Source organism: Mitsuaria sp. BK037, assembly GCF_014193045.1.
GTDB lineage: Bacteria > Pseudomonadota > Gammaproteobacteria > Burkholderiales > Burkholderiaceae_C > Roseateles.
Genome location: NZ_JACHYS010000003.1, coordinates 361,236 through 384,427 on the forward strand (window position 1 = coordinate 361,236; position 23,192 = coordinate 384,427).

Here is a 23,192-nt window from a genome sequence, read left to right on the forward strand (position 1 = left end):
CCCTTGGCGCAGGCCGCGGCTGAATTGACGTTGGACAATGCGGGCTCCCCGGCCGGTCGCGAGCCGCCCGGGCCGCGTCCCCGGACCCTTCCGCCGTCATCCGCCCAACCGTCCCTCCGCCGTGCGCCTGCAACTGATCTCCGACCTCCACCTCGAGCGCCAGATCGACTTCCAGACCGTCGCCGCGTCCGATGTCGATCTGCTGGTGCTGGCGGGCGACGTCGGCTCGTACCAGGCGGGCTCGCGGCTGGTGACCGACGACTTCGGCCTGGGCCGCTTCTCGCCGCGGCGCGCGGACGCGCCATGGCGGCGCGTGCTCTACGTGCCGGGCAACCACGAGTACGACGGCCTCGAGTTCACCACCGCCCAGGCGCGGCTGCGCCAGACCTGTGCCGACCTCGGCATCGAGTGGCTGGACCGCGAGCAGATCGTCATCGGCGACGTGCGCTTCATCGGCACCACGCTGTGGGCCGACTTCGACGCGCTGGCCGCGCGCGAAGCCACCGTGACGAAACAGCTGGCGGCGCGCGAGAAGGCCTTCCGCGCCGCGAATTTCTACCTGCGCCGCTACTCGACGCTGGTCGACGGACAGCACCTGCTGGCCGAGGGCCAGCGGGAACTCGCGCTGGACTGCCAAGCCTGGCTGCGCACGGCGCTGGCCGTCCCGTTCGATGGCAAGACGGTGGCCGTCACGCACTACGCGCCGAGCCTGCGCAGCGCCGATCCCCGCTATGGCTTGACGCCGGGCACCGCGGGTTTCTGCAACTCGCTCGACGAGCTGCTCCCCTTCGCCGACCTGTGGCTGCACGGCCACCTGCACTGCGCCCACGACTATGTCGTCGAGTCGCCCTCCGGCCCGCGCGGCGAGCTGCCGCACCGCTGCCGGGTCGTCGCGAACCCGCTGGGTTACGCGAGCAAGGGCGAGCAGGAGGACTACCGGCCCGAGCTGGTCATCGAGGTCTGACGGGCGGCGGGCCGTCGTAGGTCCAGAGGTAGTCGCGCGGCATCGGACCCTTGTTGCGGCCGCCCTGCTGCGTCTGCTCCCACGCGTGGGCCAGGATGCCGACCGAGCGCGACAGGCAGAACAGGCCGCGCGCCAGCGGCGCCGGGAAGCCGAGCTCGGCGTAGATCACCGCTGTCGCGCCGTCGATGTTCATCGGGATGCGCCGGCCGTCCTTGCGCCGTTGCAGCTCAGCCTCGACCGCGCGCCCGATCGACGCGAAACGGCCCGACACCACGCCGAGCTGCGCGGCTTCGTCCACCAGCGCCAGCAGCCGCGGCGCCCGCGGATCCACCGGGTGGAAGCGGTGGCCGAAGCCCGAGACGAACTTGCCCCGCAGCGCGATGGCCTCGTCCAGGCCCGCGGCGACGGCCGCCTCCAGCGTCGCGCCGTCGTCCATCCGCGCCGCGATCGACTGCAGCATCTCCACGCATTGCTCGCCCGCGCCGCCATGCACGTCGCCCAGCACGTTCATCGCCGACGCCATCGCGTTGTTCAGGCCCACGCCGCAGGTGGCCGCCATGCGCGCGATCGCGATGCTCGGCGCCTGCGGCCCGTGGTCGACCGCCGCCATCAGCGCCATGTCCAGCAACTGGGCCTGCTCCGCGCCGGGCAGCTCGCCGCGCGTCATCAGCCAGATCATCTGCGCGAAGCTGACCTGCCCGATCAGGTCCTCGATCGCATGACCGCGGTAACGGATCACGCCGGGCGACATCTCGATGATCGACGTCCGCCACCAGTCCGCCACGCGCGGATCGCGAGCGGGCGCCTGCGCGTCGCCATCCGCCGCCGGAAATTCCTGCCCGCTCATACCGCCTTCTCCTCGATCAATGCCGCCCGCTCGGCGGCGCCGTAGCCCAGTTCCTCCAGGATCGCGCCGGTGTGCTCGCCGAGCCGCGGCGGCGGCCGGTCCACCGACGGCGCCTCGCCATTGAGCTTGAAGCCGGTGCGCAGCACGTGGATGTCGCGGCCGACGCCGGGCACGTCCTCGAAGCGCTCGACCAGGCCGCGCTGCGCGATCTGCGGCTGCTCGAGCGCCGCCTTCACCGACAGCACCGGCCCCGCCGGCACGCCGGCCGCGTTGAGGCGCTGCCACCACTCGCTGGCCGGCCGGGCGGCCAATGCGGCCTCGAGCCGCTGCTTGAGTTCGGCCCGATGCTGCAGCCGCGCCTGGCGATCGACGAAGCGCGGATCGGTCTTCCACTCGGGATGGCCGGCCACGTCGCAGACGGCCTCGAACTGCTCCTGCTTGTTGGCCGCGATGTTCAGCAGCCCGTCGCCGGTGCGGAAGGCGCCGGACGGACTGGCCGTCACGTTGTCGTTGCCCATCGGGCGCGGCTCCTGGCCCGCGACCAGCAGGTTCGACACCGCCCAGCCCATCGTCGCCATCGCGGCCTCGAGCATGGAGACGTCGATGAAGACGGCCTCATCGCGGTCGCGGTCGGCCAACGCCGCGGCGATCGCCATCGCGGCGGTCAGGCCGCCGATCGTGTCGGCGACCGGATGGCCGACGCGCAGCGGCGCCGTCGCCGCGTCGCCGGTGATGCTCATCATCCCGGACATGCCCTGGATGATCTGGTCGTAGGCCGGCAGGTCGCGCAACGGGCCGTCCTGGCCGAAACCGGAGATCGCGCAGTAGACGAGCCGCGGCTGGATCAGGCGAAGCGCCTCGAAACCGACGCCCAGCCGCTGCATCACGCCGGGACGGAAGTTCTCGACGACCACGTCGGCGGTCGCTACCAGCTTGCGGAACACCGCCTGGCCGGCCGGGCGCTTGAGGTCGATGGTGATCGAGCGCTTGCCCGGGTTCTGGGCCAGGAAGGACGCGCCCATCCGCGCCTCGTTGAGCGCGGGGTCGGCACCGAGTTGCCTGGCCAGGTCGCCGGTTTCGCGCGCCTCGACCTTGATGACATCGGCGCCCAGGTGGGCCAGTTGGTGGCAGGCGAATGGGCCCGCGAGGACGTTCGTCAGGTCCAGGACGCGGACGCCGCGCAGCGGGGAAAGGCTCATGGTGGGCTCCGTCGCGCATGCCTGCGTTGTGTCCGCATGCGTTGGTGAAAGTTCTATCTGACAGAACGTTGATTTGTCTGATAGAACTTTAGGACGACTTGATCCGCCCGAACAGGGCCTGAGACAAGGGAATAACGAGGGAATACCCATGGCTGACCGCAAGACCGCCCCCGCCCGCCCCCCGGAACCCGCCGATGGAGGGGGCTCGTCAGCGGACGCCGACTCCAGCGGGGTGGCGGTGCTCGACCGCGCCTTCGCTCTTCTGGGGGCCTTCGGTCAGGACGACGACAGCCTGTCGCTGGCGGAACTGGCGCGCCGGACCGATCTCTACAAGAGCACGGTGCTGCGGCTGCTGGCTGCGCTGGAACACGGCGGCTTCGTGCGCCGGCTGTCCGACGGCCAGTACGCCATCGGCCCGGCGCCACTGCGGCTGGCGACAATCTACCAGCGCTCGTTCCAGGTCGGGCCGGCGGTGGAGCCGCTGCTCAAGCAGCTGAGCGCGGAGACCGGCGAGACGGCGTCCTTCTACGTCCGGCACGGCGACGCCCGCATCGCGCTCTACCGCTGGGAGCCGGCGCGTTCGGTGCGCGCCGCGGTGGCGGTGGGCCAGCAGTACGCCTTGCGCCAGGGCGCCTCGGGCAAGGTGCTGTGCGCGTTCTCGGAGGACCGGAGCGCCGGCTTCGAAGCCATCCGGACGCGGGCCTGGGCCGATTCCTACGGCGAGCGCGAGCCGGACACCGCCTCGGTCGCCGCGCCGGTGCTGGCGGCCGACGGACGGGCACACGGGGCGATCGCGGTGTCCGGACCGCGGATCCGCCTGTCGCCGCCGACGACGATGCTGGCGGCTTGCCAGGCAGTGCTGGGCGCCGCCCGGGAAGCGACACGCCTGCTGGGAGGCGACGTCGCGCGGCTCGAGGCCGCATCGCGCGCGCTCAGCCTCGACCAGTTCAGCGGCGGCGCCTGAGCGCCGCGCACGTCAGCGACCGCGGCCCCCGGCGAGGTGATCAAGCCGCGCCGTGGCAGTTCTTGAACTTCTTGCCCGAGCCGCAGTGGCAGGGATCATTGCGACCCAGCTTGGGAGCGTCGCGGCGGACCTGCTCGACGTGATACCGCTGCGACTCGGTCGCTTCCTGCAGGTCGACCACGGTCAGGATCAGATCCTCGATCGCCTCGTCGATGTTCTTCAGCGGATGCTCGCGATCCAGCAGCTCGACGACCTCCCGCTCCTCCGGCGTCTCGGCCGGCAGGTGGCGGTACAGACGGGCCAGCAGCGCGTTGACGTTGTCGTCGGCCTGCTCGTGCAGCTCAGGGAAGGTCACCGCGGCGTATTCGAAGCCGCCGACCCACGGCAGCAGCGCGCGGGTGATCGGGTCCTCGGGCAGCGTCACCGCGTCCGGATCGATGCCTTCGGCGGCCGCGATTTCGGCGGCGGCCTCGACGGCGTCTTGCGCCTGCTCCTCGGCCTCACCGCTCCCCTCGCCGCCCTCGCCTTCGGTCGCGTCCTCCGCGTCCAGGTCCAGCACCAGCGGATAGAACCAGCCCTGCTCCAGCATGCTGTGGTTCAGCGAGGCGAAGCGGCGCTCCACCAGCGAGCGGATACGCGCGAGCCAGGCCGGGTCGACGTCGTCAGGCAGCGGGCGGCCTTCGTAGTCGAAGACCGGCGGCAGCCACTCCTCGATCGGGATCAGGCGCGGCTGCACCAGCACGCCGGCCAGGTAGCCGTCCAGCATCGAGGCATCGAGCGGCTCGAGCGGCGCGGGCGTGGCGGCGAGAAGGTCGTCGAGTTCGTCGAACTCGGCGTCGGAAAGGTCGTGGGCAATGCTCATGGGGCGCGATTGTCGCCGGGCGCGACCGATTCGATCAGCCGTTCGCGCATCCAGCGCTGGGCGCTGCGATCTTCATTGCGCAGGTGCCAGAGCAGGTCCACGTGCACCGGCGAGAGCTGCATCGGCAGCGGCCGGTAGATCAGCGCGTCCTGATAACCGGTGGCGGTGATGAAGGATTGAGGGAGCACCGTCAGCAGATCGGAATGCGCGACCACCCGTCCGGCGGTGAAGAACTGGTTGACCGTCAGCGCAATCCGGCGGCTGCGCTTGAGCGCCGCCAGCGCTTCGTCGACGAAGCCGTAAGGCCGGCCGGAGAAGCTCACCAGCAGGTGATGCGCCTGGCAGAAGGCGTCCAGCGTCAGTTCCTGGTCCGCCAGCGGATGGCCCCGCCGCATCACGCAGACGTAGTACGAGTCATACAGCCGCTGCTGGCGGATGGCCGCCATGTCGCCCTGCCCCTTGAGCGCGGCGACGGCGGTCGGGAAGTAGCCCAGCGCGAAGTCGGCCTCGCCCTGCTCCAGCAGCGAGCGGGGATCGCGGGTCGTCAGCGGCAGCACATGGACATTGGCCAGCGCGCGCAGCCGCTCCAACTGCTGCATCAGCGGCGGCAGGATCAGCGCCGCGGTGGCGTCGGCCATCGCCAGCCGGAAGGTGTATTCCTCCGAGCCTGGCTGATAGTCGCCGGGATCGAGCGCCACCCGCAGCCGCGTCAGGGCCGACCGGACCTCGGGCCACAGGCCCTCGGCGCGGGAGGTGGGCTTCATCCCGAAGGCCTGGCGCACGAACAGGTCCTCGCCCAGCGCCTCGCGCAGGCGTTTGAGCGCATGGCTGACCGCCGGCTGCGTCATCGACAGCCGCTCCGCGGCCCGGGTCATCGAGCGCTCCGCCATCACGGCGTCGAAGACCTTCAGCAGGTTGAGATCCAGGTTGCGGAAGCTCACGGGGGGCCCTCCAAAGCAGGCACTTCTTCACGGGAAACGCGCGCACATCGGTGCGGCGACGCGCTCCAACGACGGCACTCCAACGGGTGATTCGCGGCGCGAATTGCGCATTCCTTCGCGCTTGGCGGTGCACACCGTGATGCCGGTCACGTTCGGAACGCGGGCCGCGCAATGATATGCACGGCGTTTATACATTCGATGCCCATCTTTCATTGGCGTCATGTCTAGGGGAAACCCTATAGTTCGTTCCGTCGGTTCTACAGAGCCGCACAACCCAGCCAATCAAAGGAAATCGCCATGAGCGTCGCTACCCAAACCTTCGGTCTGCCGCTGAGCCGCACGGTGCGTCGCGGCGGCACGTTCGCCACCATCGGTGCCCGCGTCTGGGCCCGCACCATCACCAACGTGAAGGCCCGCATCGAGTCCGCCAAGATGGCCCGCGCCGAGCGCGAGCTGCTGGCCCTCGCCGCCCAGTACGAAGAGAGCATGCCCTCCTTCGCCGCTGAACTGCGCGCCGCCAACGCCCGTCGCAACGGCTGACACGCCCCCCACCGGGCGCCGTACAGGCCCGGTCGCGAAGCCAGGAACCCTCGTAAGGTGAGCGCAGGCTCTCCTCGAAAGGCGCTCCAGGCCGAGCAAAACAAAAGCCCGCTTCGAATCGCTTCGAGCGGGCTTTGCCTTTTGCGGCGCCGATGAAGGCACCGCCCTTTTTGCGGGGCAGCGGGCCGGGTGGCCCGCCGTCGATCAGGCCTGGGCCAGGCGCTGTTCGATCCTGGCCTTGGTGGCCGGCAGCTCGGCCGGCAGGCCCTGGGCCAGTTGGGTGAAGAGCTCGTCGTGCAGCTTGAGCTCGGTCGCCCAGTCCTCGTTCGAGATCTGGGTGACGGTCTTGAACTGTTCCGGGGTGAAGGCCAAGCCCTGCCAGTTCAGGTCCTCGTAGCGCGGGCTGGTGCCGAAGGCGTGTTCGACGCCTTGGCCGTGACCGTCGACGCGCTCGAGCATCCACTTCAGCACGCGCATGTTCTCGCCGTAGCCGGGCCAGACGAACTTGCCGTCGGCACCCTTGCGGAACCAGTTGACGCAGAAGATCGCCGGCAGCTTCGCGCCGGACTGGGCGAGCTTGGCGCCCAGCGTCAGCCAGTGCTGGAAGTAGTCGGCCATGTTGTAGCCCATGAAGGGCAGCATCGCGAACGGGTCGCGGCGCACGACGCCCTGCTGGCCAGCGGCCGCGGCGGTCGTTTCCGACCCCATGGTGGCGGCCATGTAGACGCCTTCGGTCCAGTCGCGGGCCTGGGTCACCAGCGGCACGGTGGTCGAGCGGCGCCCGCCGAAGATGAAGGCGTCGATCGGCACGCCGGCGGGGTTGTCCCACTCGGCGTCCAGCGCCGGATTGTTGGTTGCCGCGACGGTGAAGCGCGCGTTCGGATGCGCGGCCTTGGCGCCGGTTTCCTTGGCGATCGCGGGCGTCCAGTCCTTGCCCTGCCAGTCGATCAGGTGCGCGGGCGGCGTGTCAGTCATGCCTTCCCACCAGACGTCGCCATCGTCGGTCAGCGCGACGTTGGTGAAGATGACGTCCTTGTCCAGGCTGGCCATGCAGTTCGGGTTGGTCAGCGAGTTCGTGCCCGGGGCGACGCCGAAGTAGCCCGCTTCCGGGTTGATCGCGTACAGGCGGCCGTCCTTGCCGGGCTTGATCCAGGCGATGTCGTCGCCGATGGTGGTGACCTTCCAGCCCTCGAAGCCGGCGGGCGGGATCAGCATCGCGAAGTTGGTCTTGCCGCAGGCGCTCGGGAAGGCGGCGGCGACGTGATGCTTCTTGCCTTCGGGCGAGGTGACGCCCAGCACCAGCATGTGCTCGGCCAGCCAGCCCTGGTCGCGGCCCATGGTCGAGGCGATGCGCAGCGCGAAGCACTTCTTGCCCAGCAGCGCGTTGCCGCCGTAGCCGGAGCCGTAGGACCAGATCTCGCGCGTCTCGGGGTAATGGACGATGTACTTCGTCTTGTTGCAGGGCCACTTGACGTCGGCCTGGCCCGCCTCCAGCGGCGCGCCGACGGTGTGCACGCAGGGCACGAACTCGCCGTTGTCGCCCAGCGTGTCCAGGACCGCGCGACCCATGCGGGTCATGATGCGCATGTTCACGGCGACATAAGGGCTGTCGGACAGCTCGACGCCGATGTGGGCGATCGGCGAGCCGATCGGGCCCATCGAGAACGGCACCACGTACAGCGTGCGGCCGCGCATCGCGCCCTTGAAGAGCGCCTTGTCACCGGTCTGCAGCAGCGCGCGCATCTCGGCCGGTTCCATCCAGTTGTTGGTCGGGCCGGCGTCGAGCTTGTTCTTGGTGCAGATGAAGGTGCGGTCCTCGACCCGGGCGACGTCGCTGGGGTCGCTCCAGGCGAGGTAGCTGCCCGGGCGCTTGGCCGGGTTCAGCTTCTGGAAGGTGCCGGCGTCGACGAGCTGCTGGCACAGGCGGTCGTACTCGGCCTGGCTGCCGTCGCACCAGTAGACGTCCTTGGCTTCGGTGAGCGCGGCGATCTCGGCGACCCAGGCGATCAGGCGCTGGTGTTTCACGTAAGCCGGCACGTTCAGGCGCAAGCCTTCCATTACAGGTCGGTTCATGGCGATTCCCAATTTGAGGATATGAAAAGCGGAATTGGGTCAGCTCCGATCCGGTGGCTTCCCGCTCTGCCTACAGAGGAGAAGACCGCGGAGCTGACCCAATGCCGCACGCCATGGCTGGTGCCTCGCCGAACACTGGTTCCAATGTAATCACGCCGTAACTCGCGTGCTCGGCGGGGTTATGCGTTTCTGGAATGGATTGATGCTCGGGCGCCGCTGGCGCGGGAGGCCGCCCGCAGTGGGACCGATGGTGCCGGGAACTGGCACCATGTTTTCCTACATTGGGCTTCCCCCCACCCACCGGAGCCCACCATGCACCCCGTCCCAACCGCCATCCAGGCGGTCGATCAGTCCCCTGTCGAAGCGTCGCCGCGAAGGGCCGGCCTGCAATGAAGCGCATCCAATACGACCAGTACGGCGGCCCGGGCGGCATGAGGCTCGCGGACTTCCGGCTTCCTGCGCCCGCCAAGGGCGAAGTCGCCGTCGACGTGAAGTTCGCAGCGATCAACCCCGTTGACTGGAAGATCCGCAATGGCTACTTGAAGCTGGTGACCGGAAAGGCCTTTCCGCGCGCCATGGGCAGTGACTTCTCCGGCGTGGTGACCGCGGTCGGGCCCGGCGTCACCCGATTCAAGCGCGGCGACGCCGTCTTCGGTTCTGCCCGCATGAAGGAAAGCGGCGCGCTCGCGCCAGCCGTCATCACGAGCGACGCCTTCCTGGCAAAGAAGCCTCGCAACGTGACGTTCGAGGAGGCGGCGTGCCTGGGCACACCGGGCGTGACGGCCTGGAACGGCCTGGTCGACAAGGCCCGGCTGAAGCCCGGCATGCACGTGCTCATCAACGGCTGCACCGGCGCCGTGGGCGAGGCCTCCGTGCAGCTCGCACGCCGATGGGGGGCGACGGTGTCCGGCATCTGCAGCGCGGACGCCATGGAGCGCGCCCGCGCCCTGGGCGTGATCGCGGTCCACGACTACCGCACCACCCGGGTCGCCGACCTCGAGGGGCGCTACGACGTCGTCTACGACACGGCGGGCACCATGACGGTGGCCGAAGGCCTGGGCCTGCTGCGCAAGAACGGCGTGTTCCTCGACATCGACCCGACCCCGGCCAAGTTCCTGCGCGCAATCCTGAACCGGCGGCTCAAGCCCATTGTTTGTTCGCCCCGGGCCGAGGTCCTCGACGGCCTGGCCCGGGCCGCCGGGGAAGGCACACTGCGCCTGCCCGTCGCGCAGATCGTGCCCTTGAGCGACGCCATCCGCCTGCTCACCGACCTCGAGGCAGGAAAGAAGCTCAACGGAAAGGGCCTCGTTGCCATGGAGTAGACGTGACCCGCAGCCACCGATTGTTCGATCTCATGCAGGTCTTGCGCCGGCACCGCGGAACGGTGTCAGGCCAGACGCTCGCCCAGGAAACCGGCGTGTCGCTGCGCACGATCCGGCGTGACATCGCGACCCTGCAGACCATGGGCGCGGACATCCGGGGCGAGGCCGGTATCGGCTACATCCTCCGTCCCGGCTTCCTGCTGCCCCCCATGTCGTTCACCACCGAGGAAATCCAGGCCTTGGTGGTCGGCGCGCAATGGGTGAGCCGCCAGACGGACGATGGGCTCGCGCTCGCGGCCCAGAACGCGCTGGCCAAGATCGGCGGCGTGCTGCCGCCCGACGCGCGGCGCGTGCTGGACGACGACTCCATGTACGTCGCCCGCGAGCGCGAGGACGAGTCGGGGCTCGATCTGGCAAGAGTGCGGCAGGCCATGCGCGAGCAGCGCAAGATGCGCATCGCTTACATGGACCAGGACGGCAGCCGGACCGAGCGCATCATCTGGCCGGTCGTGCTGGGCTTCGTCCAGTCCCAGCGCTTCATCGCCGGCTGGTGCGAGTTGCGGCAGGACTTCCGGTTGTTCCGGGCGGACCGGATCTCCAAGGTCGAGTTCCTGGAAGACACTTATCCGCGCAGCCGTCGGCAGATGGCGAAGGAATGGTGCGCGCAGGTCGACGCCCGGCGCATGGCGGACGCCGACCTGGCGTCCCGTCCCACCGACGCCGGCCTGCACGAGCCATCCCTCGCCACCTTCCGGCCCGAGCCGCTCGAGGGTGGTGGCGAAGGATCGCCTGATGCAACTGAGCCGCACCATAGATGAAAGGCGGAATGGGGTCAGCTGCGATCCGGTGGCTCACTCCCCTGTGCGAGGCCCGCGGGTGATCCGCTTCGTCTTCAAATCCAGGCTCGGAAACACCACGCTGCGCTTCACCCGCCCATAGGCGAAGCTCGTGTCGATGGACTGGATCCCGGGGATGGCATGCAGCTCCTGCCGGACGAAGCGCTCGTAGTCCTTCAGGCTCTGCGTCAGGACGCGCAGGAGGTAATCCACCTGACCGGTCATCACGTAGCAGTCCAGCACGGCGTCGACCGCCTGGATGGCGCGCTCGAACTTGCGCACGGCGTCGGCGGTGTGCTCCTTCAGCTTCACACCGACGAAGGCGGTCACCGGCAGGCCGAAGGCCTCCTCGTCGACGACCGCCGTGTAGCCGCGGATCATCCCGGACTCCTCCAGCATGCGCAGCCGGCGCAGGCAGGGGGTCGGCGTCAGGCTCACCTGCTCCGACAACTCCTGGTTGGTCATTCGCCCGTTGGCTTGGAGGGCGGCGATGATTTGGTAGTCCTTGCTGTCCATGTGCTGGACATTAGCAGCTTCTGCCAACCACAAGCCCGATAACGCGTGACTTTGAACGCTTCCGCTGGACCGGCGAATCGAGAATTCCCGGGTCCGACGAGAACGCCATGAAGTCCCTCCAGCCCATCTCCGCCTCCCCCCTTTCGATCGCCGCGCCGCCCCGCCCGTGGGTGGGCTGGCTGACGATGGGCCTGACGCTGGTGATCTGGGCCAGCTTCTCGCTGTCGATCCGCGCCATCGGCAGCTCCAGCCTCGCGCCCACCGACGTGGCGCTGATCCGCTTCCTGGTGCCGGCGCTCGCGCTGGCGCCCTTTCTGCCCTCGCGGTTCGCCGCGCTCCGGGCGCTGCCGGTGAAATGCTGGGTCATGGTGGCTTGCGGCGCGGGACTTCCCTTCTTCCTGATCGCCTCGCTGGGCGGCAAGTTCACCTCGGCCGCGCATGTCAGCGCGCTCATCGCCGGCACCACGCCGGTGTCCTTCGCGGTGATCGGCTGGCTGCTGTGGCGGGAGCCGGTCTCCCCCGCGCGGATGCGGCGGCTGGCCCTCATCCTGGTGGGCGTGGCCCTCATGGTGTGGGGGTTCGGCGCGCAATCGCCGCATGCCATGGTCGGCGCGGGCGTGCTGCTGCTCGCCAGCCTCCTTTGGGGGATCTACACCCATGGCCTGCGGCTGGCGGGGCTGGACCCGCTGTCCGGCGTCATGGTCGTGACCTACCCGTCGGTGGTCGCGCTCGCCGCCCTGGTCGGCTCGGGGCTGGTGGAGTCGCGACTCGCGGCGGCGCCGGTAAACGAGCTGCTGATGTTCGCCGCGGTCCAGGGCGTGGGCGTCGGCCTGTTCTCGACGCTGCTGTATGGCATGTCGATCCGACTGCTCGGCGCAGCGAAGTGCGCGATGGTGGGCGCGCTGGCGCCGGTGCTCGCGACGCTGCTGGCCATCCCCCTGCTGGGCGAGTCGCCCACCGCGCTGACCGCCTTTGGCGTGATGGTGGTCAGCCTCGGCGTGGTGCTCGCCGTCCGGGCCAGCACGGCGCCCCGCTGAAGGCCCCCCTTAAGCGGGACCTGAGCTCACCCGGCGAGGCACTCCGCCGGTGACAGGCCAGCGTTGTGCCCCCACGCTGCTCGGGCAAGTCCCGACCCGCCGGGGCCGCGCCGGCACGTCGAAAGCCCCTATGCTCGGCGCGTCCACCGCGAGGTTCCCGACGCTCATGTCCGCTCCCACCGGCCTCAGCCTCCGCGCCCGCCTGTACCTGGTCCTGGGCCTCGCGCTTGCGCTGGTGGCCGCGTCGGCGCTGCTGGGGTGGTGGCAGTCGAGCCGGCTGGCCGGCATCGCGCAATCCCTCTATGAAGACCGCCTCGTGCCGGTGGACCTGCTGCGGGAGATCGAGCACACGCTCGGCGCACAGCACCTGGGCGCGCTGCTGATCGCGCAGGCGCAGCAGCCCGACGCCGCGCAGCTGGACAGCGCCGGCCGTCGCCTGGCCGATGCCACCCGCGCGCTCTGGCGCCGCTACCTGGCCACCCGCATGGCGCCGGCCGAGACCGCCCTGATCGCCCGCACCCAGCCGCAGCTGGACCAGCTCTGGGCCGCGCTGACCGCCAACCTGCCGCCGACCCCCGAAGCCCTGCGCGAGCTCAACCAGCGCCGCCTGGCCACGATGCGGATGCTCGACGAGCTGATCGCCTTCCAGCTCAGCCAGGCGCGCGTCGACACCGAACGCGCCCGGCAAGGCGCCACCGACGCCGCCCACCTCGGCCTGCTGCTGGTGCTGCTCACCGCGGGCCTGTGCGGCGTTGTCGTCTGCACCGTCTGGACCCGCTACGACGAGGAGCGCCGCGCCGGCCAGGAGTCGCGCCAACGGCTGCAGCGGCTCTACCAGGCGCTGTCGCAGACCAACCAGCGCATCGTGCGCCGCGAGGCCGAGGCGCTCCACGATCCCCGCGCGGAGCAGCACCTGTTCGAGGACCTGTGCCGCATCTGCGTCGAGACCGGCCATGCGCGCTTCGCCGCGGTGGTGCTGGTCGATGGCGATCATTTCGAGCGGGTCGCCGACCACGGCCCGGCCGACCGGCTGATGCCCGGCGCGCCACAGCGCTGGCGTGCCGATGCGCCGTTCGCGCGGAGCTCGATGGCGACCCGCGCGATCCTCGAGGGCACGCATCAGGTCAGCAACCGCGCGCTCGAGGATCCGAGCCTGACGGCGCCCGGGGCGCCGCTGATCCCGCCGGGCGTCGAGTCGATGGCGGCCTTTCCGCTGCGCCGCGGCGGCGAGGTGGTGGGCGCGCTCAGCCTGCTCGCGGGCGAGCCGGACTTCTTCGATCCCCAGGTGATGGGACTGCTGGACGAGATGGCCGGCGACCTGTCCTTCGCGCTCGAGCACCTGCGGCGCGAGCGCCATCAGGCGCGCGAGCTCGATGCCCTGCGCGAGGCGCTGCGCCAGCGCGAGCCCGGCCTGGTCGAAACCACGCCTGCGGCAGAATCGCCGGATGCAACTGATCAGTCTGAACACGGCCCGCGCTGAACCGCTGCTCATCGACGGCCGGCCGGTGATGACCGGCATCCGCAAGCAGCCCGTGGCCGAGGCGCGCGAGGTGCGCCCCCTCGGCGTGGAGGGCGATGAGCAAGCCGATCCCAGCGTCCACGGCGGCCTGTCCAAGGCGGTCTACGCGTACCCCGCCGAGCATTACGACTTCTGGCGCACGGTGCGCGCCCAGGCGCAGGTCGCGGGCTGGGAGGCGCCGCTGCCCTGGGGCGCGGTGGGCGAGAACCTGTCGATCACCGGCCTGCTCGAAGGCGACGCCTGGATCGGCGACGTGCTGGTCTTCCCCGACTGCGAGCTCGCGATCAGCGAGCCGCGTTATCCCTGCTTCAAGTTCAACGCGGTCATGGGCTTCAACAAGGCCGCGAAGATGATGACCCAGAGCGGCTGGTGCGGGTTCTACCTCGCGGTGCGGCAGCCCGGCACCATCGCGGCGGGGCAGGCCTTCACCGTCCGGCCCGGGCCGCGCGAGGTCTCGATCGCCGAGCTCTTCCGGTCGAAGACGAAGGGCAAGGATTGACCCTCGTCCTGCGGCGCCCCGCTCAGTCCGCCAGCGCCGGATAGTCGGTGTAGCCCTCGGCGCCGCCGCCGTACATCGTGGCCGAATGGGCCTTCTGCAGCGGCGCATTGAGCCGCAGCCGGCGCACCAGGTCCGGATTGGAGATGAAGCTGCGGCCGAAGGCCACCGCGTCCGCGTGGCCGCTGGACACCGCCTCGATCGCCATCTCCCGGGTGTAGCCGTTGTTGGCGATGTACACGCCCTTGAAGCGCTTGCGCAGCGCGCCGTAGTCGAACGGCGCGACATCGCGCGGACCACCGGTGTGGCCCTCGATCACATGCAGGAAGGCCAGCTTCATCGGCGACAGCTGCTCGACGACATGGTTGAACAGCGCCTGGGCATCGCTGTCCTGGCCCGCGTCGTTGACCGGCGTGACCGGCGACAGGCGCAGCCCGGTGCGGTCGGCGCCAATCGCCTCGGCGATGGCTTGCATCACCTCGAGCAGCAGCCGCGCGCGGTTCTCGATCGAGCCACCGTAGGCGTCGGTGCGGTCGTTGATGCTGTCGCGCAGGAACTGGTCCAGCAGGTAGCCGTTGGCGCCGTGCACCTCGACCGCATCGAAGCCCGCGGCCATCGCCGCATGGGCCGCGTGGACGTAGGCCTGCACGATGCCGGGCAGTTCTTCGGTCGTCAGCGCCCGCGGCGCCGCCACGTCGACGAAGCCGTCCTTGGTGAAGGTCTTGCTCTTGGCTTGACGGTCGGTCGCCGACTGCGGCGGGGCACCCGCGGGTTGGAAGTCCGCATGGGAGATGCGGCCGACGTGCCACAGCTGCACGGCGATCTTGCCGCCGGCTTCATGCACCGCGTCGGTGACCTGCTTCCAGGCGGCGATCTGCTCGGGCGAGTGGATCCCCGGTGTGTCCAGATAACCCTGGCCCTCGGGAATGATCTGGGCGCCCTCGCTGATGATCAGGCCGGCCGAGGCGCGCTGGCGGTAGTACTCGACGGCCAGTGGCCCGGGCACCAGGCCGACGGAGCGGTTGCGCGTCAGCGGCGCCATCACGACGCGGTTGGACAGGGAAACGGCGCCGACTTGCAGGGGGTCGAAGAGACTGGGCATGGTGACTCTGGAATGCGGAAGGGAAAGCGAAGGCGCCCACGCGGGGCGCCGGTTCAGGATGGGCCGCAGCTTAGCGAGCGAACCCGGCCGGCGCAGCGCCTTGGCGACAGTCCGGACGCTCGCTGGGGGCTTGGCGGCGGGCCGCGGGCGCGCCAGGTCGCTTGGCTACACTCGCCCGTCCGCGCGGGGCGCCACGTCCATGACGCGCTGTCCCGCCCGGCGCGCGCCCGACCGGGCTTTGACGTGTGCATGACGCGCGCCGACGCGCCCTGCCGGCCCGGCGCATGTCCCGCGACGCTGATCCCGCCATGACCTGGGAGGCCCCGATGACATCCGGTTCCCCGTTCGATCCCCGTCGTGCCGTCCTCGGCGTCGACCGTCGCCAGTGGCTGCGCACGGGTGCCCTGCTGGCGCTGCCACCCTGGCTCATCGGGGCGCGAGCCCAGGCCCCGGCCGGCGCGACGGCGGTGCTGCGCGTCGGTCCGGACCATCCGGTGAAGACCCTCGCCGCGGCCGCCGCCCAGGCGCGGCCCGGCATGACGGTCGAGGTGCAGGCCGGCGACTACCCCGGCGACGTGGCCGTCTGGCCGCAGGACGACCTGACGCTGCGGGCCGTCGGCGGGCGGGTGCGGCTGCTGGCCAACGGGGCGCATGCGCAGGGCAAGGGCATCTTCGTCACCACCGGCCGACGGATGACGATCGAGGGCCTGGACTTCATCGGCGCCCGCGTGCCGGATCGCAACGGCGCCGGCGTGCGGCTGGAGCGCGGATCACTGACGCTGCGCGACTGCCGCTTCCAGGACAACGAGAACGGCCTGCTCGCCGGGAACGATCCGACGATGGAGCTGCGCATCGAGTCCTGCGACTTCGGGCCCATCGCGCCCGGCGAGGGCCGCACCCACAACTGCTACGTCGGCGCGATCGGCCGCCTGACGGTGCTGGCGAGCTACTTCCACCACGGCGCCTCGGGCCACCTGCTGAAGTCGCGGGCGGCGGTGAACCACATCTTCTACAACCGGCTGACCGACGAAACCGGCCGCGCGAGCTTCGAGCTCGAATTCCCCAACGGCGGCGTCGCGCTGGTGATGGGCAACCTGATCCAGCAGAGTCCGTCGACCGAGAACTACCACCTGATCGCCTACGGCAGCGAAGGGCTGACGCACCGGCGCCACGAGCTGCACCTGATCAACAACACGCTGGTCGACCGGCGGCAGGCCGGCGGCGTCTACCTGCGGATGGCGCAGCGCGCGCAGCAGCTGCGGCTGATCAACAACCTGCTGTGCGGCAAGCAGGAGCTGCCGGCCGGGCCCGACCGGGAACAGCACCACAACTACTTCGTCGAGCTGGACAGCTTCGTCGATCCGGACCGATTCGATTTCCGGCTGCGGCCGGCTTCGCCGCTGATCGGGCGCGCGGTGGACGCGGGCGCGGTCGACGGGCAGCGGCTCAAGCCGGCGATGCAGTACCTGCATCCGTGCGCGCTCCAGGAAGTGCCGGCGGGAACGCCGTATTCGCCGGGCGCCTTCCAGCTGTGAGGCCCGGGCCGGCACGCTACAGTCCTGCCCATGCTCGCTTACCGACACGCTTTCCACGCCGGCAACCATGCCGACGTGCTCAAACACCTGGTGCTGGCCGAGGTGCTCCGCTACATGGCGGAGAAGGACAAGGCCTACACCGTGGTGGACACCCATGCCGGCGCCGGCGGCTACGCGCTCGACGGCCGCTACGCCCAGAAGAACGCCGAGCACCTGGGCGGCATCGCCGCCCTCTACGCGCGCAAGGACCTGCCCGGGCCGCTGCAGCAGTACGTGCAGCTGGTGCAGGACTTCAACCCCGGCAAGAAGCTGGAGCAATACCCAGGCTCGCCGGCGATCGCGCGCATGCTGATGCGCTTCGACGACCGGCTGCGCTGCTACGAGCTGCATCCCACCGACCACCGCATCCTCGCGAGCTACCTGGAGGACCGGCCCAACACCCAGGTGCTGCAGCAGGACGGCTTCGCGTCGCTGAAGGCCGAGCTGCCGCCGCCGTCGCGCCGCGGCGTCGTGCTGATCGACCCGCCCTACGAGATCAAGGCCGACTACGGCAAGGTCGTGGCCGCGCTGCGCGAGTCGCTGCAGCGCTTCGCCGACGGCACGGTCGCGATCTGGTATCCGCAGCTGCAGACGGTCGAGTCGGTGCAGCTGGTGCAGCGCCTGAAGGCCGCGGCCGAGCCCGTCGCGAAGAAGGGCTGGCTGCATGTGCGCCTGACCGTCGCGCAGGCGGACGAACGCGGCTTCGGGATGATGGGCAGCGGCATGTTCGTCGTGAATCCGCCCTTCGTGCTGCACGACAAGCTGGCCGAATGCCTGCCCACGCTGGTGGACACGCTCGGCCAGTACGACGACGCCAACTACCTGCTCGAGCAGCAGAGCGCCTGAACGCCCACGCCCGCGGGCGCGGACGACGCGATCAGTACCCGACGGTGAAGCGCCGGCGGATGTGCTGCGGGCGCTCCAGCTCGTCGACGATCGCGACGGCCAGGTCGGCGGTCGACACATGGGCCGGCCCCTGGGCGTCCATCACCGGCGTGTCCAGGCTGACGCGGTAGCTGCCGCGGCGCTCGCCCGGCTCCAGGTGCACGGCCGGCGACAGGAAAGTCCAGTCCAGCGAGGACTCGTCGCGGATCAGCTTGAGCGCCTCGCGCGCGGCCAGCGCGCCCTGCTTCCACTGGTCCGGGAATTCCGGCGTGTCCACGAGCTGCACGCCCGGCGCCACGTACAGGCTGCCCGCGCCGCCGACCACCAGCAGACGCTTCACACCGGCGCGCTTCACGCCGGCATAGATGGCGCGGGTGCCTTCCAGGAACTCGGTGTGGATGTCCGGCACCGACCAGCCCGGGTTGAAGGCGTTGACGACCGCGTCCGCGCCCTCGACGGCGGCGGCCACCTGGTCCGCCTGCTTGGCATCGGCCCGGACCACGGTCAGGCCGCTGCGCGCTTCGAGCTTCGACGGATCGCGCGCCAGCGCGATCACCTCGTGGCCGCGGGCCAGCAGTTCCTTGAGCACTTCGCTGCCGACAAAGCCGGTGGGTCCGATCAGGGCGACTTTCATGAGGGAGTCCTTTCGAGGGAGATTCCGAGGGTGGTTCCGAGGAATTCGGGAGGATGCGACAGGAGCGTCGCGACGGGATCCACTGTAGGAACTTCACAATCGCCGATGAAGTCCTCAGAATCCTCCTTCATTCTTTAGACCATCTACACAATCCCCCCGATGCTGGATCAACTCCGCCGCATGGCCGTGCTGGCCACCGTCGTCGAACAGGGCAGCCTGGTGGCGGCGGCCCGGCAGTTGCAGACGACCACCTCCGCCGTCAGCCAGCAACTGCGCGCGCTGGAGCGCGACATGGGCGTCACGCTGCTGCACCGTTCCACGCGCCGCATCAGCCTGACGCCGGCCGGCGAGCGCTTCGTGCAGGGCTGTCAGGCCATGCTGGCGGCCGCGCGGGAAGCGCAGTCCCAGCTGAACCACCTGCGCGACGCGCCGGAAGGCGAGCTGCGGATCAGCGCGCCGGTCGGCGCGGCGCGGCAGATCGGGCCGGCGCTGGCACCGCTGCTGGCGGCGCATCCGGGCCTGAGCCTGCACCTGGAGGTCGATGACGGCTTCACCGACCTCGTCGCCAAGCGCATCGACCTGGCGGTGCGCTTCGGCCGCTTGCCCGACAGCAGCTGGGCGGCGCAGCGGATCGGACAGAAGACGGTCGGCCTGTACGCGGCGCCGGCCTACCTGGCGCGCCGCGGCGTGCCGGTGTCGATGTCGGACCTAACGCGGCACGACTGGCTGCTGCTGCGCTCGGACACGGGCGCGATCCGGAGCTTCTCGCTGGTGGGCCCGGAGGGCCGCGAGGAGATGCTGCGCATCAGCCCGCGCGCCAGCAGCAACAACCAGCTCAGCCTGCAGCAGTTCTGCGAGGCCGGCATGGGCCTGGCCATGCTCGGCGCCGAGGACGTCGACGAGTCGCAGGCGCAGGGTCGCCTGCTGCCGCTGCTGCCGGGCTGGTCGCTGCCGACCCTGCCGGTCTATGTGATGACGCCGCAGCGCGATGCGCAGCCAGCGAAAGTCCGGCACGCGATCGAGGCGCTGCGCCACGCGTTCGCGGGGTCCCGGAGCGACATCCAGGCCCCGCCCGCATGATCCCGTCGCCCCGGGCCGCTACATTCGCCGGATGCCATTGAGTCAAGCCGCCTGGGCCCGCATCGTCCCGTTCGCGCTCTTCATGTCGCTGCTGGCGCTGCGGGGCGCCCTGCCCGAGGAAAACGCCTGGGGCCTCGACCCGCGCTGGATCTATGCGCTGAACCTCGTCGTGGTCGGTGGCGCGCTGGCCTGGTTCTGGCGCGCTTATGGCGAATTCGCCCGCCAGAACCGCCCCACCGCCGGCGAGGCGGGACTGAGCGTCGTCGTCGGCCTGGTCGTCTTCGGGCTGTGGATCTCGCTGGATGCGCCGTGGATGCGGCTCGGCGACGCGACCGCCCCCTTCGTGCCGACGACCGCGGCGGGCACGCCCGACTGGCCGCTGATCGCGGTGCGCTGGATCGGCGCGGCGCTGATCGTGCCGGTGATGGAGGAGCTCTTCTGGCGCAGCTTCCTGATGCGCTGGATCGCCAGCCCGCGGTTCGAGAGCGTCGATCCCGGAGCGGCGGGCCTGCGGGCGATAGTGCTCTCGACCTTCGTCTTCATGCTCGCGCACACGCTGTGGCTGGCGGCGATCGTCGCCGGCGCGGCCTATGCGTGGCTCTACGTCCGCACCGGCAAGCTGTGGACGGCCGTCATCGCGCACGCGGTGACGAACGGCGTGCTCGGGATCTGGGTCGTGTACGGCGGGCGCTGGGAATTCTGGTGACAGGCGCGATCAGCGGCTCATCGCCTTCGTGACGCCGGCCGGCCGCTGCAGGTGCTTGAAGCGCTCGAACAGCCAGCAGCGCATGCCCATCACCAGCGTGAACTGGCGCTTCTCGTGGTCGGGCAGCTTCTGGTCGAGCAGGTGCTGGCGGGCGAAGTCCTCGGCGACACGCTGCAGCCGGTCGCGCAGTTCGCGCGCCATGCCGGGGCTGAGCTGGCCATGGACCAGCATCAGCAGTTCCGCATCGTTGTCGAAGCCGCCGGCGAAGAAGTCCTGCATGACGTGCTCGCGGAAGAAGCCCATCACCGGCCCCTGCGGTCGCCAGCGGAAGGTCTTGGCGACCTGCAGCCGATAGCGGTTCAGCGGCCGCAGCTCGATGATGCCGAGCCGGTCCAACTGCGCCAGCGCGCGCGTCACGTCGGCCTCGCTCATCCGGTAGGTCGCCACGATCTGCTCGAAGCTCCATTGGCTCAGGCAGCACAGGGCGGTCAGCAGCAGCTTCTCGTCGGCGACGACCTCGCGTTCCTGCTGCAGCGTCAGCTCGCGGCGCAGCGGCTGGGATTGCGCCAGGCGCTGGGACAGCTCGGCGAAGTCGGTCTTGAGGACGCGGCACAGCTCGTCGATCCGCGACAGCGGCATCTCGCCGCCCGCGGCGAACATGCGCTTGACGCTGGACTCGGACAGGTCCAGCGCCGTCGCCAGCTGCGCGTAGCTGATGCCGGCCTGTTTGAGCTCGGTCTTGATGAGGTCGATGAGGGATTGCGTGCTCGCCATGGCGGCGGACGTTAGCGCAGTTTGGTAGCGTCGATCGACCCCGCGGGGGCCGCCTCGCGATACCGCAGCGGCCGGTGCTGCGCCGCCAGGACTGGCACGACCGGCTGCTGCATGGCTCCGACTACCCGCTGCCGGGCGTGCTGCCGCTGGTGCGCCTGCCGCAACTCGTCCGGGCGGGGGTGCTCGATGAAAGCCACGTCGCTCCTTTGGGGGCGTTGCGGGACCACCACCCGCTGATGTTTGATCTCGCCCTCAAGCGGCTGGCTCGCTGGCAAGGGCAAGCGCTGGGGGCGTCGGTCTACGCGACCGCCCGGCATTTCGGCCCGACGCCCGCCTGATCGCCCCCCCTGAACCGGGTCGTCCCGCGCGGTAGCACGGATCGATACCGGGACGGGCGGCGCGCGATACTCGCCGCCAAACATCAGGGGGGCCCGGGCGAGGACAGCGACAGTCGCGCCATCGCCACCGGCAACCCATCGGTCCCGAGGGACCTTTCATCGAGGAGGAACGACGACATGAACACCCCGCACATCCGCGTCCAGCGCGACACCCAGGCCTGGCGCTACCAGGTGTGGATCTCCTTCGGCATCAGCGTGGCGCTGTGCGCCATCGGCCTGGCCTGGCTGCCGGGCGCCGACCTGGACCGGGCCTTCATGGTCATGGGCTATGTGTTCTGCCTGTCCACGGCCTTCGCGCTGTCCAAGTACATCCGCGACAACCAGGCCACCCGCACCGACACCCCGATGTGGGGCCTGGTGGTGTGGAGCGGCTTCGGCCTGGCCATGGCGCTCACCGGCTGGGGCCTGTGGCGCATGGAGATCCAGCCCGTCTGGAAGGCCTACCTGCTGGTGTGCTGGCTCTACCTGATCTCCAACGTGTTCACGCTGGCGAAGATGCTGCGCGATGCACATGAGGCCGACCTCGCCGAGGCCCGCCTGCAAGGCCGCCGCGAGGCCCACCGCGAAGCCGTCGCGGCCGCCGAGTGATGCGCCCGCCCGCCTCGCCGCCCCGTCCAAGCCCCGCTCGCCCGCCTTCCAGGAGCTCCGCCATGCGTGCCCGCCTGTCCCTGATCAGCGTCCTGACCGCCACCACCCTCGCCCTGCTGGGCGCCAGCGGCGCGGCCCGCGCCCACGGCGGACCGAGCGACGCCAGCGCGGCGCTGTCCGCGGTGCCGGTCGCCATCTCGGTGGTCGCGCCGTCGGTGGTGCTGTCCGCCGGCGCGGCTTTCGTGGTCGTCGCCATCGAGAGCACCGCCCGCGGCACCGTCTGGGTGCTGGAGCGCGCGTCCGACGGCGCGCGCCTCAGCGTCGAGTTCTCCGGCAAGGTGGTCGCCGGCGCCGCGACCTCGATCGGCACGGCCGTCGTCGTGACCGCGATCAGCACCGGCTACGTGCTGTCCGCCGCCGGGGAGGCCATCGCCTTCATTCCGAACGAGATCGGCGCCTCGCTGCTTCACAACGAACGCGTCACCCAGCGGGACCGCGTCACGCCATGAGCGGCGCGCACCCCAGGGGCTTGCTGGTCGCCGCCGCGCTGGGCGCGCTGCTGGCGGCCGGTCCGGCGCAGGCCGGCCGGCCGTGCGAGGACAAGCCGCCCTCGCCCGACCAGATCCGCCGCGGCATGGACCTCGCCCAGGCCACCGCCGCGGCGCTGGACCGCAGCGGCGCCGAGGTGGTGCTGCTCGCGCGCGCCGGCCAGGACCTGACCGAGTACGGCCTGCGCTGGTCGCATGTGGGTTTCGTCTACCGCGACACGGCGGGCAGCGGCGCGAGCGCCAAGCCGGTCTGGCGCGTGATGCACAAGCTCAACCAATGCGGCACGGCGCTGGCCGACCTCTACCGGCAGGGCCTGGGCGAGTTCTTCATGGACAACCCGGTCCGCTACGAAGCCGCCTTCTCGGTGCTGCAGCCCGAACTGCAGCAGGCGCTGCTGCCGCTGCTGCGCGAGAACGCGCGGGCCGCGGCCATGCACACGCCGGCCTACAGCATGGTGGCCTACCCCTGGTCGCGCGAGTACCAGCAGAGCAACCAGTGGGTGCTGGAGACCCTGGCCGCGGCCGCCGCGCCGCGCGAGGTCTTCAACCGCGCCCAGGCGCAGGACTGGCTCAAGCGCCAGGGCTACACGCCGTCGGACCTGCGCCTGTCGACCGCGAAGCGGCTGGGCGCGCGCATCGGCATGGCCAACGTCGCCTTCGACGACCATCCGTCGGCGCGCCGCTTCTCCGGCCACATCGAGACCACGACGGCCGACACGATCTTCAGCTGGCTGAGCCGCACCGGCCGCGGCCAGGCGATGCAACGCGTCACGGCCGGCCCCTGACC

At 70.4% G+C, this 23,192-nt stretch carries 25 protein-coding genes; 16 read left to right on the plus strand and 9 right to left on the minus strand.

Annotated elements, in window-relative coordinates; translation table 11 throughout:
* Positions 1 to 121 precede the first annotated feature (121 nt).
* Positions 122 to 964, plus strand: a complete 843-nt coding sequence (locus FHT37_RS18385; protein ID WP_183483508.1) for a metallophosphoesterase — start codon at positions 122 to 124, stop codon at positions 962 to 964.
* Here the strand turns inward: FHT37_RS18385 and FHT37_RS18390 are convergent.
* On the minus strand, positions 951 to 1,811 hold the full coding sequence (locus FHT37_RS18390) for a citryl-CoA lyase (protein WP_183483510.1): 861 nt from the start codon (positions 1,809 to 1,811) through the stop codon (positions 951 to 953). The two genes, FHT37_RS18385 and FHT37_RS18390, sit on opposite strands and share 14 nt — an antisense overlap.
* The gene (locus tag FHT37_RS18395) at positions 1,808 to 3,010 is read right to left on the minus strand and encodes a CaiB/BaiF CoA-transferase family protein (protein ID WP_183483511.1); all 1,203 of its coding nucleotides are present in this window, start codon (positions 3,008 to 3,010) and stop codon (positions 1,808 to 1,810) included. Before FHT37_RS18395 ends, FHT37_RS18390 begins: the two co-directional genes overlap by 4 nt.
* A gap of 148 nt (positions 3,011 to 3,158) precedes the next feature.
* On the opposite strand from FHT37_RS18395, the gene FHT37_RS18400 reads away from it, so the two are divergent.
* Entirely contained in the window at positions 3,159 to 3,974 is an 816-nt protein-coding gene (locus tag FHT37_RS18400; RefSeq protein WP_183483513.1) for an IclR family transcriptional regulator, read from the plus strand.
* A 40-nt stretch (positions 3,975 to 4,014) separates the two neighbouring features.
* On the opposite strand, the gene FHT37_RS25160 is transcribed toward FHT37_RS18400, so the two are convergent.
* Together FHT37_RS25160 and FHT37_RS18410 are read right to left on the minus strand one after the other, a co-directional pair.
* Positions 4,015 to 4,836 (minus strand): UPF0149 family protein, encoded by an 822-nt coding sequence (locus tag FHT37_RS25160; protein WP_221211153.1) that lies wholly within the window; start codon positions 4,834 to 4,836, stop codon positions 4,015 to 4,017.
* Positions 4,833 to 5,777: a LysR family transcriptional regulator gene (locus tag FHT37_RS18410; protein WP_091729316.1), complete on the minus strand. Its 945-nt coding sequence runs from the start codon at positions 5,775 to 5,777 to the stop codon at positions 4,833 to 4,835. The genes FHT37_RS25160 and FHT37_RS18410 overlap by 4 nt, the downstream gene beginning before the upstream one ends.
* Positions 5,778 to 6,074: 297 nt before the next feature.
* Between FHT37_RS18410 and FHT37_RS18415 the strand changes: the two genes are divergently transcribed.
* Positions 6,075 to 6,317, plus strand: a complete 243-nt coding sequence (locus FHT37_RS18415) for a hypothetical protein (protein ID WP_091729319.1) — start codon at positions 6,075 to 6,077, stop codon at positions 6,315 to 6,317.
* A gap of 204 nt (positions 6,318 to 6,521) precedes the next feature.
* Here the strand turns inward: FHT37_RS18415 and FHT37_RS18420 are convergent, their stop codons facing one another.
* Entirely contained in the window at positions 6,522 to 8,390 is a 1,869-nt protein-coding gene (locus FHT37_RS18420; protein WP_183483515.1) for a phosphoenolpyruvate carboxykinase (GTP), read from the minus strand.
* Between the two features lie 389 nt (positions 8,391 to 8,779).
* Between FHT37_RS18420 and FHT37_RS18425 the strand changes: the two genes are divergently transcribed.
* Both FHT37_RS18425 and FHT37_RS18430 read left to right on the plus strand, forming a co-directional pair.
* Positions 8,780 to 9,712 (plus strand): NAD(P)-dependent alcohol dehydrogenase, encoded by a 933-nt coding sequence (locus FHT37_RS18425; RefSeq protein ID WP_183483517.1) that lies wholly within the window; start codon positions 8,780 to 8,782, stop codon positions 9,710 to 9,712.
* Positions 9,713 to 9,714: 2 nt separating this feature from the next.
* Entirely contained in the window at positions 9,715 to 10,530 is an 816-nt protein-coding gene (locus tag FHT37_RS18430; protein WP_310739756.1) for a YafY family protein, read from the plus strand.
* 33 nt (positions 10,531 to 10,563) lie between these two features.
* On the opposite strand, the gene FHT37_RS18435 is transcribed toward FHT37_RS18430, so the two are convergent.
* Positions 10,564 to 11,064 (minus strand): Lrp/AsnC family transcriptional regulator, encoded by a 501-nt coding sequence (locus FHT37_RS18435; protein WP_183483519.1) that lies wholly within the window; start codon positions 11,062 to 11,064, stop codon positions 10,564 to 10,566.
* A gap of 107 nt (positions 11,065 to 11,171) precedes the next feature.
* Between FHT37_RS18435 and FHT37_RS18440 the strand changes: the two genes are divergently transcribed.
* From FHT37_RS18440 to FHT37_RS18450, 3 genes are all read left to right on the plus strand, one after another.
* Positions 11,172 to 12,101 carry a DMT family transporter gene (locus FHT37_RS18440; protein ID WP_183483521.1) on the plus strand — a complete coding sequence of 310 codons (930 nt, stop codon included), beginning with the start codon at positions 11,172 to 11,174 and terminating at the stop codon, positions 12,099 to 12,101.
* Positions 12,102 to 12,267: 166 nt separating this feature from the next.
* Positions 12,268 to 13,581, plus strand: a complete 1,314-nt coding sequence (locus tag FHT37_RS18445; RefSeq protein WP_183483522.1) for a GAF domain-containing protein — start codon at positions 12,268 to 12,270, stop codon at positions 13,579 to 13,581.
* Positions 13,547 to 14,119 carry an MOSC domain-containing protein gene (locus tag FHT37_RS18450; RefSeq protein ID WP_091729337.1) on the plus strand — a complete coding sequence of 191 codons (573 nt, stop codon included), beginning with the start codon at positions 13,547 to 13,549 and terminating at the stop codon, positions 14,117 to 14,119. Before FHT37_RS18445 ends, FHT37_RS18450 begins: the two co-directional genes overlap by 35 nt.
* Before the next feature lie 22 nt (positions 14,120 to 14,141).
* Here FHT37_RS18450 and FHT37_RS18455 read toward each other — a convergent pair whose 3' ends face one another.
* Entirely contained in the window at positions 14,142 to 15,218 is a 1,077-nt protein-coding gene (locus tag FHT37_RS18455) for an alkene reductase (RefSeq protein ID WP_091729342.1), read from the minus strand.
* Between the two features lie 326 nt (positions 15,219 to 15,544).
* Here FHT37_RS18455 and FHT37_RS18460 point away from each other — a divergent pair, with 326 nt between their 5' ends.
* Complete coding sequence (locus FHT37_RS18460; RefSeq protein WP_183483524.1) at positions 15,545 to 16,753, plus strand: right-handed parallel beta-helix repeat-containing protein; 1,209 nt, start codon at positions 15,545 to 15,547, stop codon at positions 16,751 to 16,753.
* A 30-nt stretch (positions 16,754 to 16,783) separates the two neighbouring features.
* Entirely contained in the window at positions 16,784 to 17,638 is an 855-nt protein-coding gene (locus FHT37_RS18465; RefSeq protein WP_183483526.1) for a 23S rRNA (adenine(2030)-N(6))-methyltransferase RlmJ, read from the plus strand.
* A gap of 31 nt (positions 17,639 to 17,669) precedes the next feature.
* Here the strand turns inward: FHT37_RS18465 and FHT37_RS18470 are convergent, their stop codons facing one another.
* Entirely contained in the window at positions 17,670 to 18,311 is a 642-nt protein-coding gene (locus FHT37_RS18470) for an NAD(P)-dependent oxidoreductase (RefSeq protein ID WP_091729349.1), read from the minus strand.
* A gap of 159 nt (positions 18,312 to 18,470) precedes the next feature.
* Between FHT37_RS18470 and FHT37_RS18475 the strand changes: the two genes are divergently transcribed.
* Both FHT37_RS18475 and FHT37_RS18480 read left to right on the plus strand, forming a co-directional pair.
* Positions 18,471 to 19,391: a LysR substrate-binding domain-containing protein gene (locus tag FHT37_RS18475; protein ID WP_310739757.1), complete on the plus strand. Its 921-nt coding sequence runs from the start codon at positions 18,471 to 18,473 to the stop codon at positions 19,389 to 19,391.
* Between the two features lie 31 nt (positions 19,392 to 19,422).
* The gene (locus FHT37_RS18480; protein WP_183483528.1) at positions 19,423 to 20,097 is read left to right on the plus strand and encodes a CAAX prenyl protease-related protein; all 675 of its coding nucleotides are present in this window, start codon (positions 19,423 to 19,425) and stop codon (positions 20,095 to 20,097) included.
* A gap of 9 nt (positions 20,098 to 20,106) precedes the next feature.
* On the opposite strand, the gene FHT37_RS18485 is transcribed toward FHT37_RS18480, so the two are convergent.
* A complete protein-coding gene (locus tag FHT37_RS18485) occupies positions 20,107 to 20,871 on the minus strand; it encodes a helix-turn-helix transcriptional regulator (protein ID WP_183483530.1) in 765 nt (254 codons plus the stop codon).
* Positions 20,872 to 20,945: 74 nt separating this feature from the next.
* Between FHT37_RS18485 and FHT37_RS18490 the strand changes: the two genes are divergently transcribed.
* The 4 genes from FHT37_RS18490 to FHT37_RS18505 all read left to right on the plus strand — a co-directional run bounded on the left by FHT37_RS18490 (position 20,946) and on the right by FHT37_RS18505 (position 23,190).
* Positions 20,946 to 21,209, plus strand: coding sequence for a hypothetical protein (locus FHT37_RS18490; RefSeq protein WP_183483532.1), 264 nt, complete (start codon positions 20,946 to 20,948; stop codon positions 21,207 to 21,209).
* Positions 21,210 to 21,386: 177 nt separating this feature from the next.
* Positions 21,387 to 21,857, plus strand: coding sequence for a YiaA/YiaB family inner membrane protein (locus FHT37_RS18495; RefSeq protein WP_091729361.1), 471 nt, complete (start codon positions 21,387 to 21,389; stop codon positions 21,855 to 21,857).
* Between the two features lie 62 nt (positions 21,858 to 21,919).
* Positions 21,920 to 22,366 carry a hypothetical protein gene (locus FHT37_RS18500; RefSeq protein WP_183483534.1) on the plus strand — a complete coding sequence of 149 codons (447 nt, stop codon included), beginning with the start codon at positions 21,920 to 21,922 and terminating at the stop codon, positions 22,364 to 22,366.
* Positions 22,363 to 23,190 carry a DUF2145 domain-containing protein gene (locus tag FHT37_RS18505; protein ID WP_183483536.1) on the plus strand — a complete coding sequence of 276 codons (828 nt, stop codon included), beginning with the start codon at positions 22,363 to 22,365 and terminating at the stop codon, positions 23,188 to 23,190. The genes FHT37_RS18500 and FHT37_RS18505 overlap by 4 nt, the downstream gene beginning before the upstream one ends.
* The last annotated feature ends 2 nt before the right edge of the window (positions 23,191 to 23,192 follow it).

Coding starts and splice junctions, on each gene's coding strand:
- FHT37_RS18390 (WP_183483510.1), bottom strand. CDS start 1,811: ATGAGCGGGCAGGAATTTCCGGCGGCGGATGGCGACGCGCAGGCGCCC.
- FHT37_RS18400 (WP_183483513.1), top strand. CDS start 3,159: ATGGCTGACCGCAAGACCGCCCCCGCCCGCCCCCCGGAACCCGCCGAT.
- FHT37_RS18475 (WP_310739757.1), top strand. CDS start 18,471: ATGCTGGATCAACTCCGCCGCATGGCCGTGCTGGCCACCGTCGTCGAA.
- FHT37_RS18470 (WP_091729349.1), bottom strand. CDS start 18,311: ATGAAAGTCGCCCTGATCGGACCCACCGGCTTTGTCGGCAGCGAAGTG.
- FHT37_RS18485 (WP_183483530.1), bottom strand. CDS start 20,871: ATGGCGAGCACGCAATCCCTCATCGACCTCATCAAGACCGAGCTCAAA.
- FHT37_RS18505 (WP_183483536.1), top strand. CDS start 22,363: ATGAGCGGCGCGCACCCCAGGGGCTTGCTGGTCGCCGCCGCGCTGGGC.
- FHT37_RS18415 (WP_091729319.1), top strand. CDS start 6,075: ATGAGCGTCGCTACCCAAACCTTCGGTCTGCCGCTGAGCCGCACGGTG.
- FHT37_RS18435 (WP_183483519.1), bottom strand. CDS start 11,064: ATGGACAGCAAGGACTACCAAATCATCGCCGCCCTCCAAGCCAACGGG.
- FHT37_RS18500 (WP_183483534.1), top strand. CDS start 21,920: ATGCGTGCCCGCCTGTCCCTGATCAGCGTCCTGACCGCCACCACCCTC.
- FHT37_RS18495 (WP_091729361.1), top strand. CDS start 21,387: ATGAACACCCCGCACATCCGCGTCCAGCGCGACACCCAGGCCTGGCGC.
- FHT37_RS18460 (WP_183483524.1), top strand. CDS start 15,545: ATGACATCCGGTTCCCCGTTCGATCCCCGTCGTGCCGTCCTCGGCGTC.
- FHT37_RS18450 (WP_091729337.1), top strand. CDS start 13,547: ATGCAACTGATCAGTCTGAACACGGCCCGCGCTGAACCGCTGCTCATC.
- FHT37_RS18395 (WP_183483511.1), bottom strand. CDS start 3,010: ATGAGCCTTTCCCCGCTGCGCGGCGTCCGCGTCCTGGACCTGACGAAC.
- FHT37_RS18425 (WP_183483517.1), top strand. CDS start 8,780: ATGAAGCGCATCCAATACGACCAGTACGGCGGCCCGGGCGGCATGAGG.
- FHT37_RS18455 (WP_091729342.1), bottom strand. CDS start 15,218: ATGCCCAGTCTCTTCGACCCCCTGCAAGTCGGCGCCGTTTCCCTGTCC.
- FHT37_RS18465 (WP_183483526.1), top strand. CDS start 16,784: ATGCTCGCTTACCGACACGCTTTCCACGCCGGCAACCATGCCGACGTG.
- FHT37_RS25160 (WP_221211153.1), bottom strand. CDS start 4,836: ATGAGCATTGCCCACGACCTTTCCGACGCCGAGTTCGACGAACTCGAC.
- FHT37_RS18445 (WP_183483522.1), top strand. CDS start 12,268: ATGTCCGCTCCCACCGGCCTCAGCCTCCGCGCCCGCCTGTACCTGGTC.
- FHT37_RS18420 (WP_183483515.1), bottom strand. CDS start 8,390: ATGAACCGACCTGTAATGGAAGGCTTGCGCCTGAACGTGCCGGCTTAC.
- FHT37_RS18480 (WP_183483528.1), top strand. CDS start 19,423: ATGCCATTGAGTCAAGCCGCCTGGGCCCGCATCGTCCCGTTCGCGCTC.
- FHT37_RS18440 (WP_183483521.1), top strand. CDS start 11,172: ATGAAGTCCCTCCAGCCCATCTCCGCCTCCCCCCTTTCGATCGCCGCG.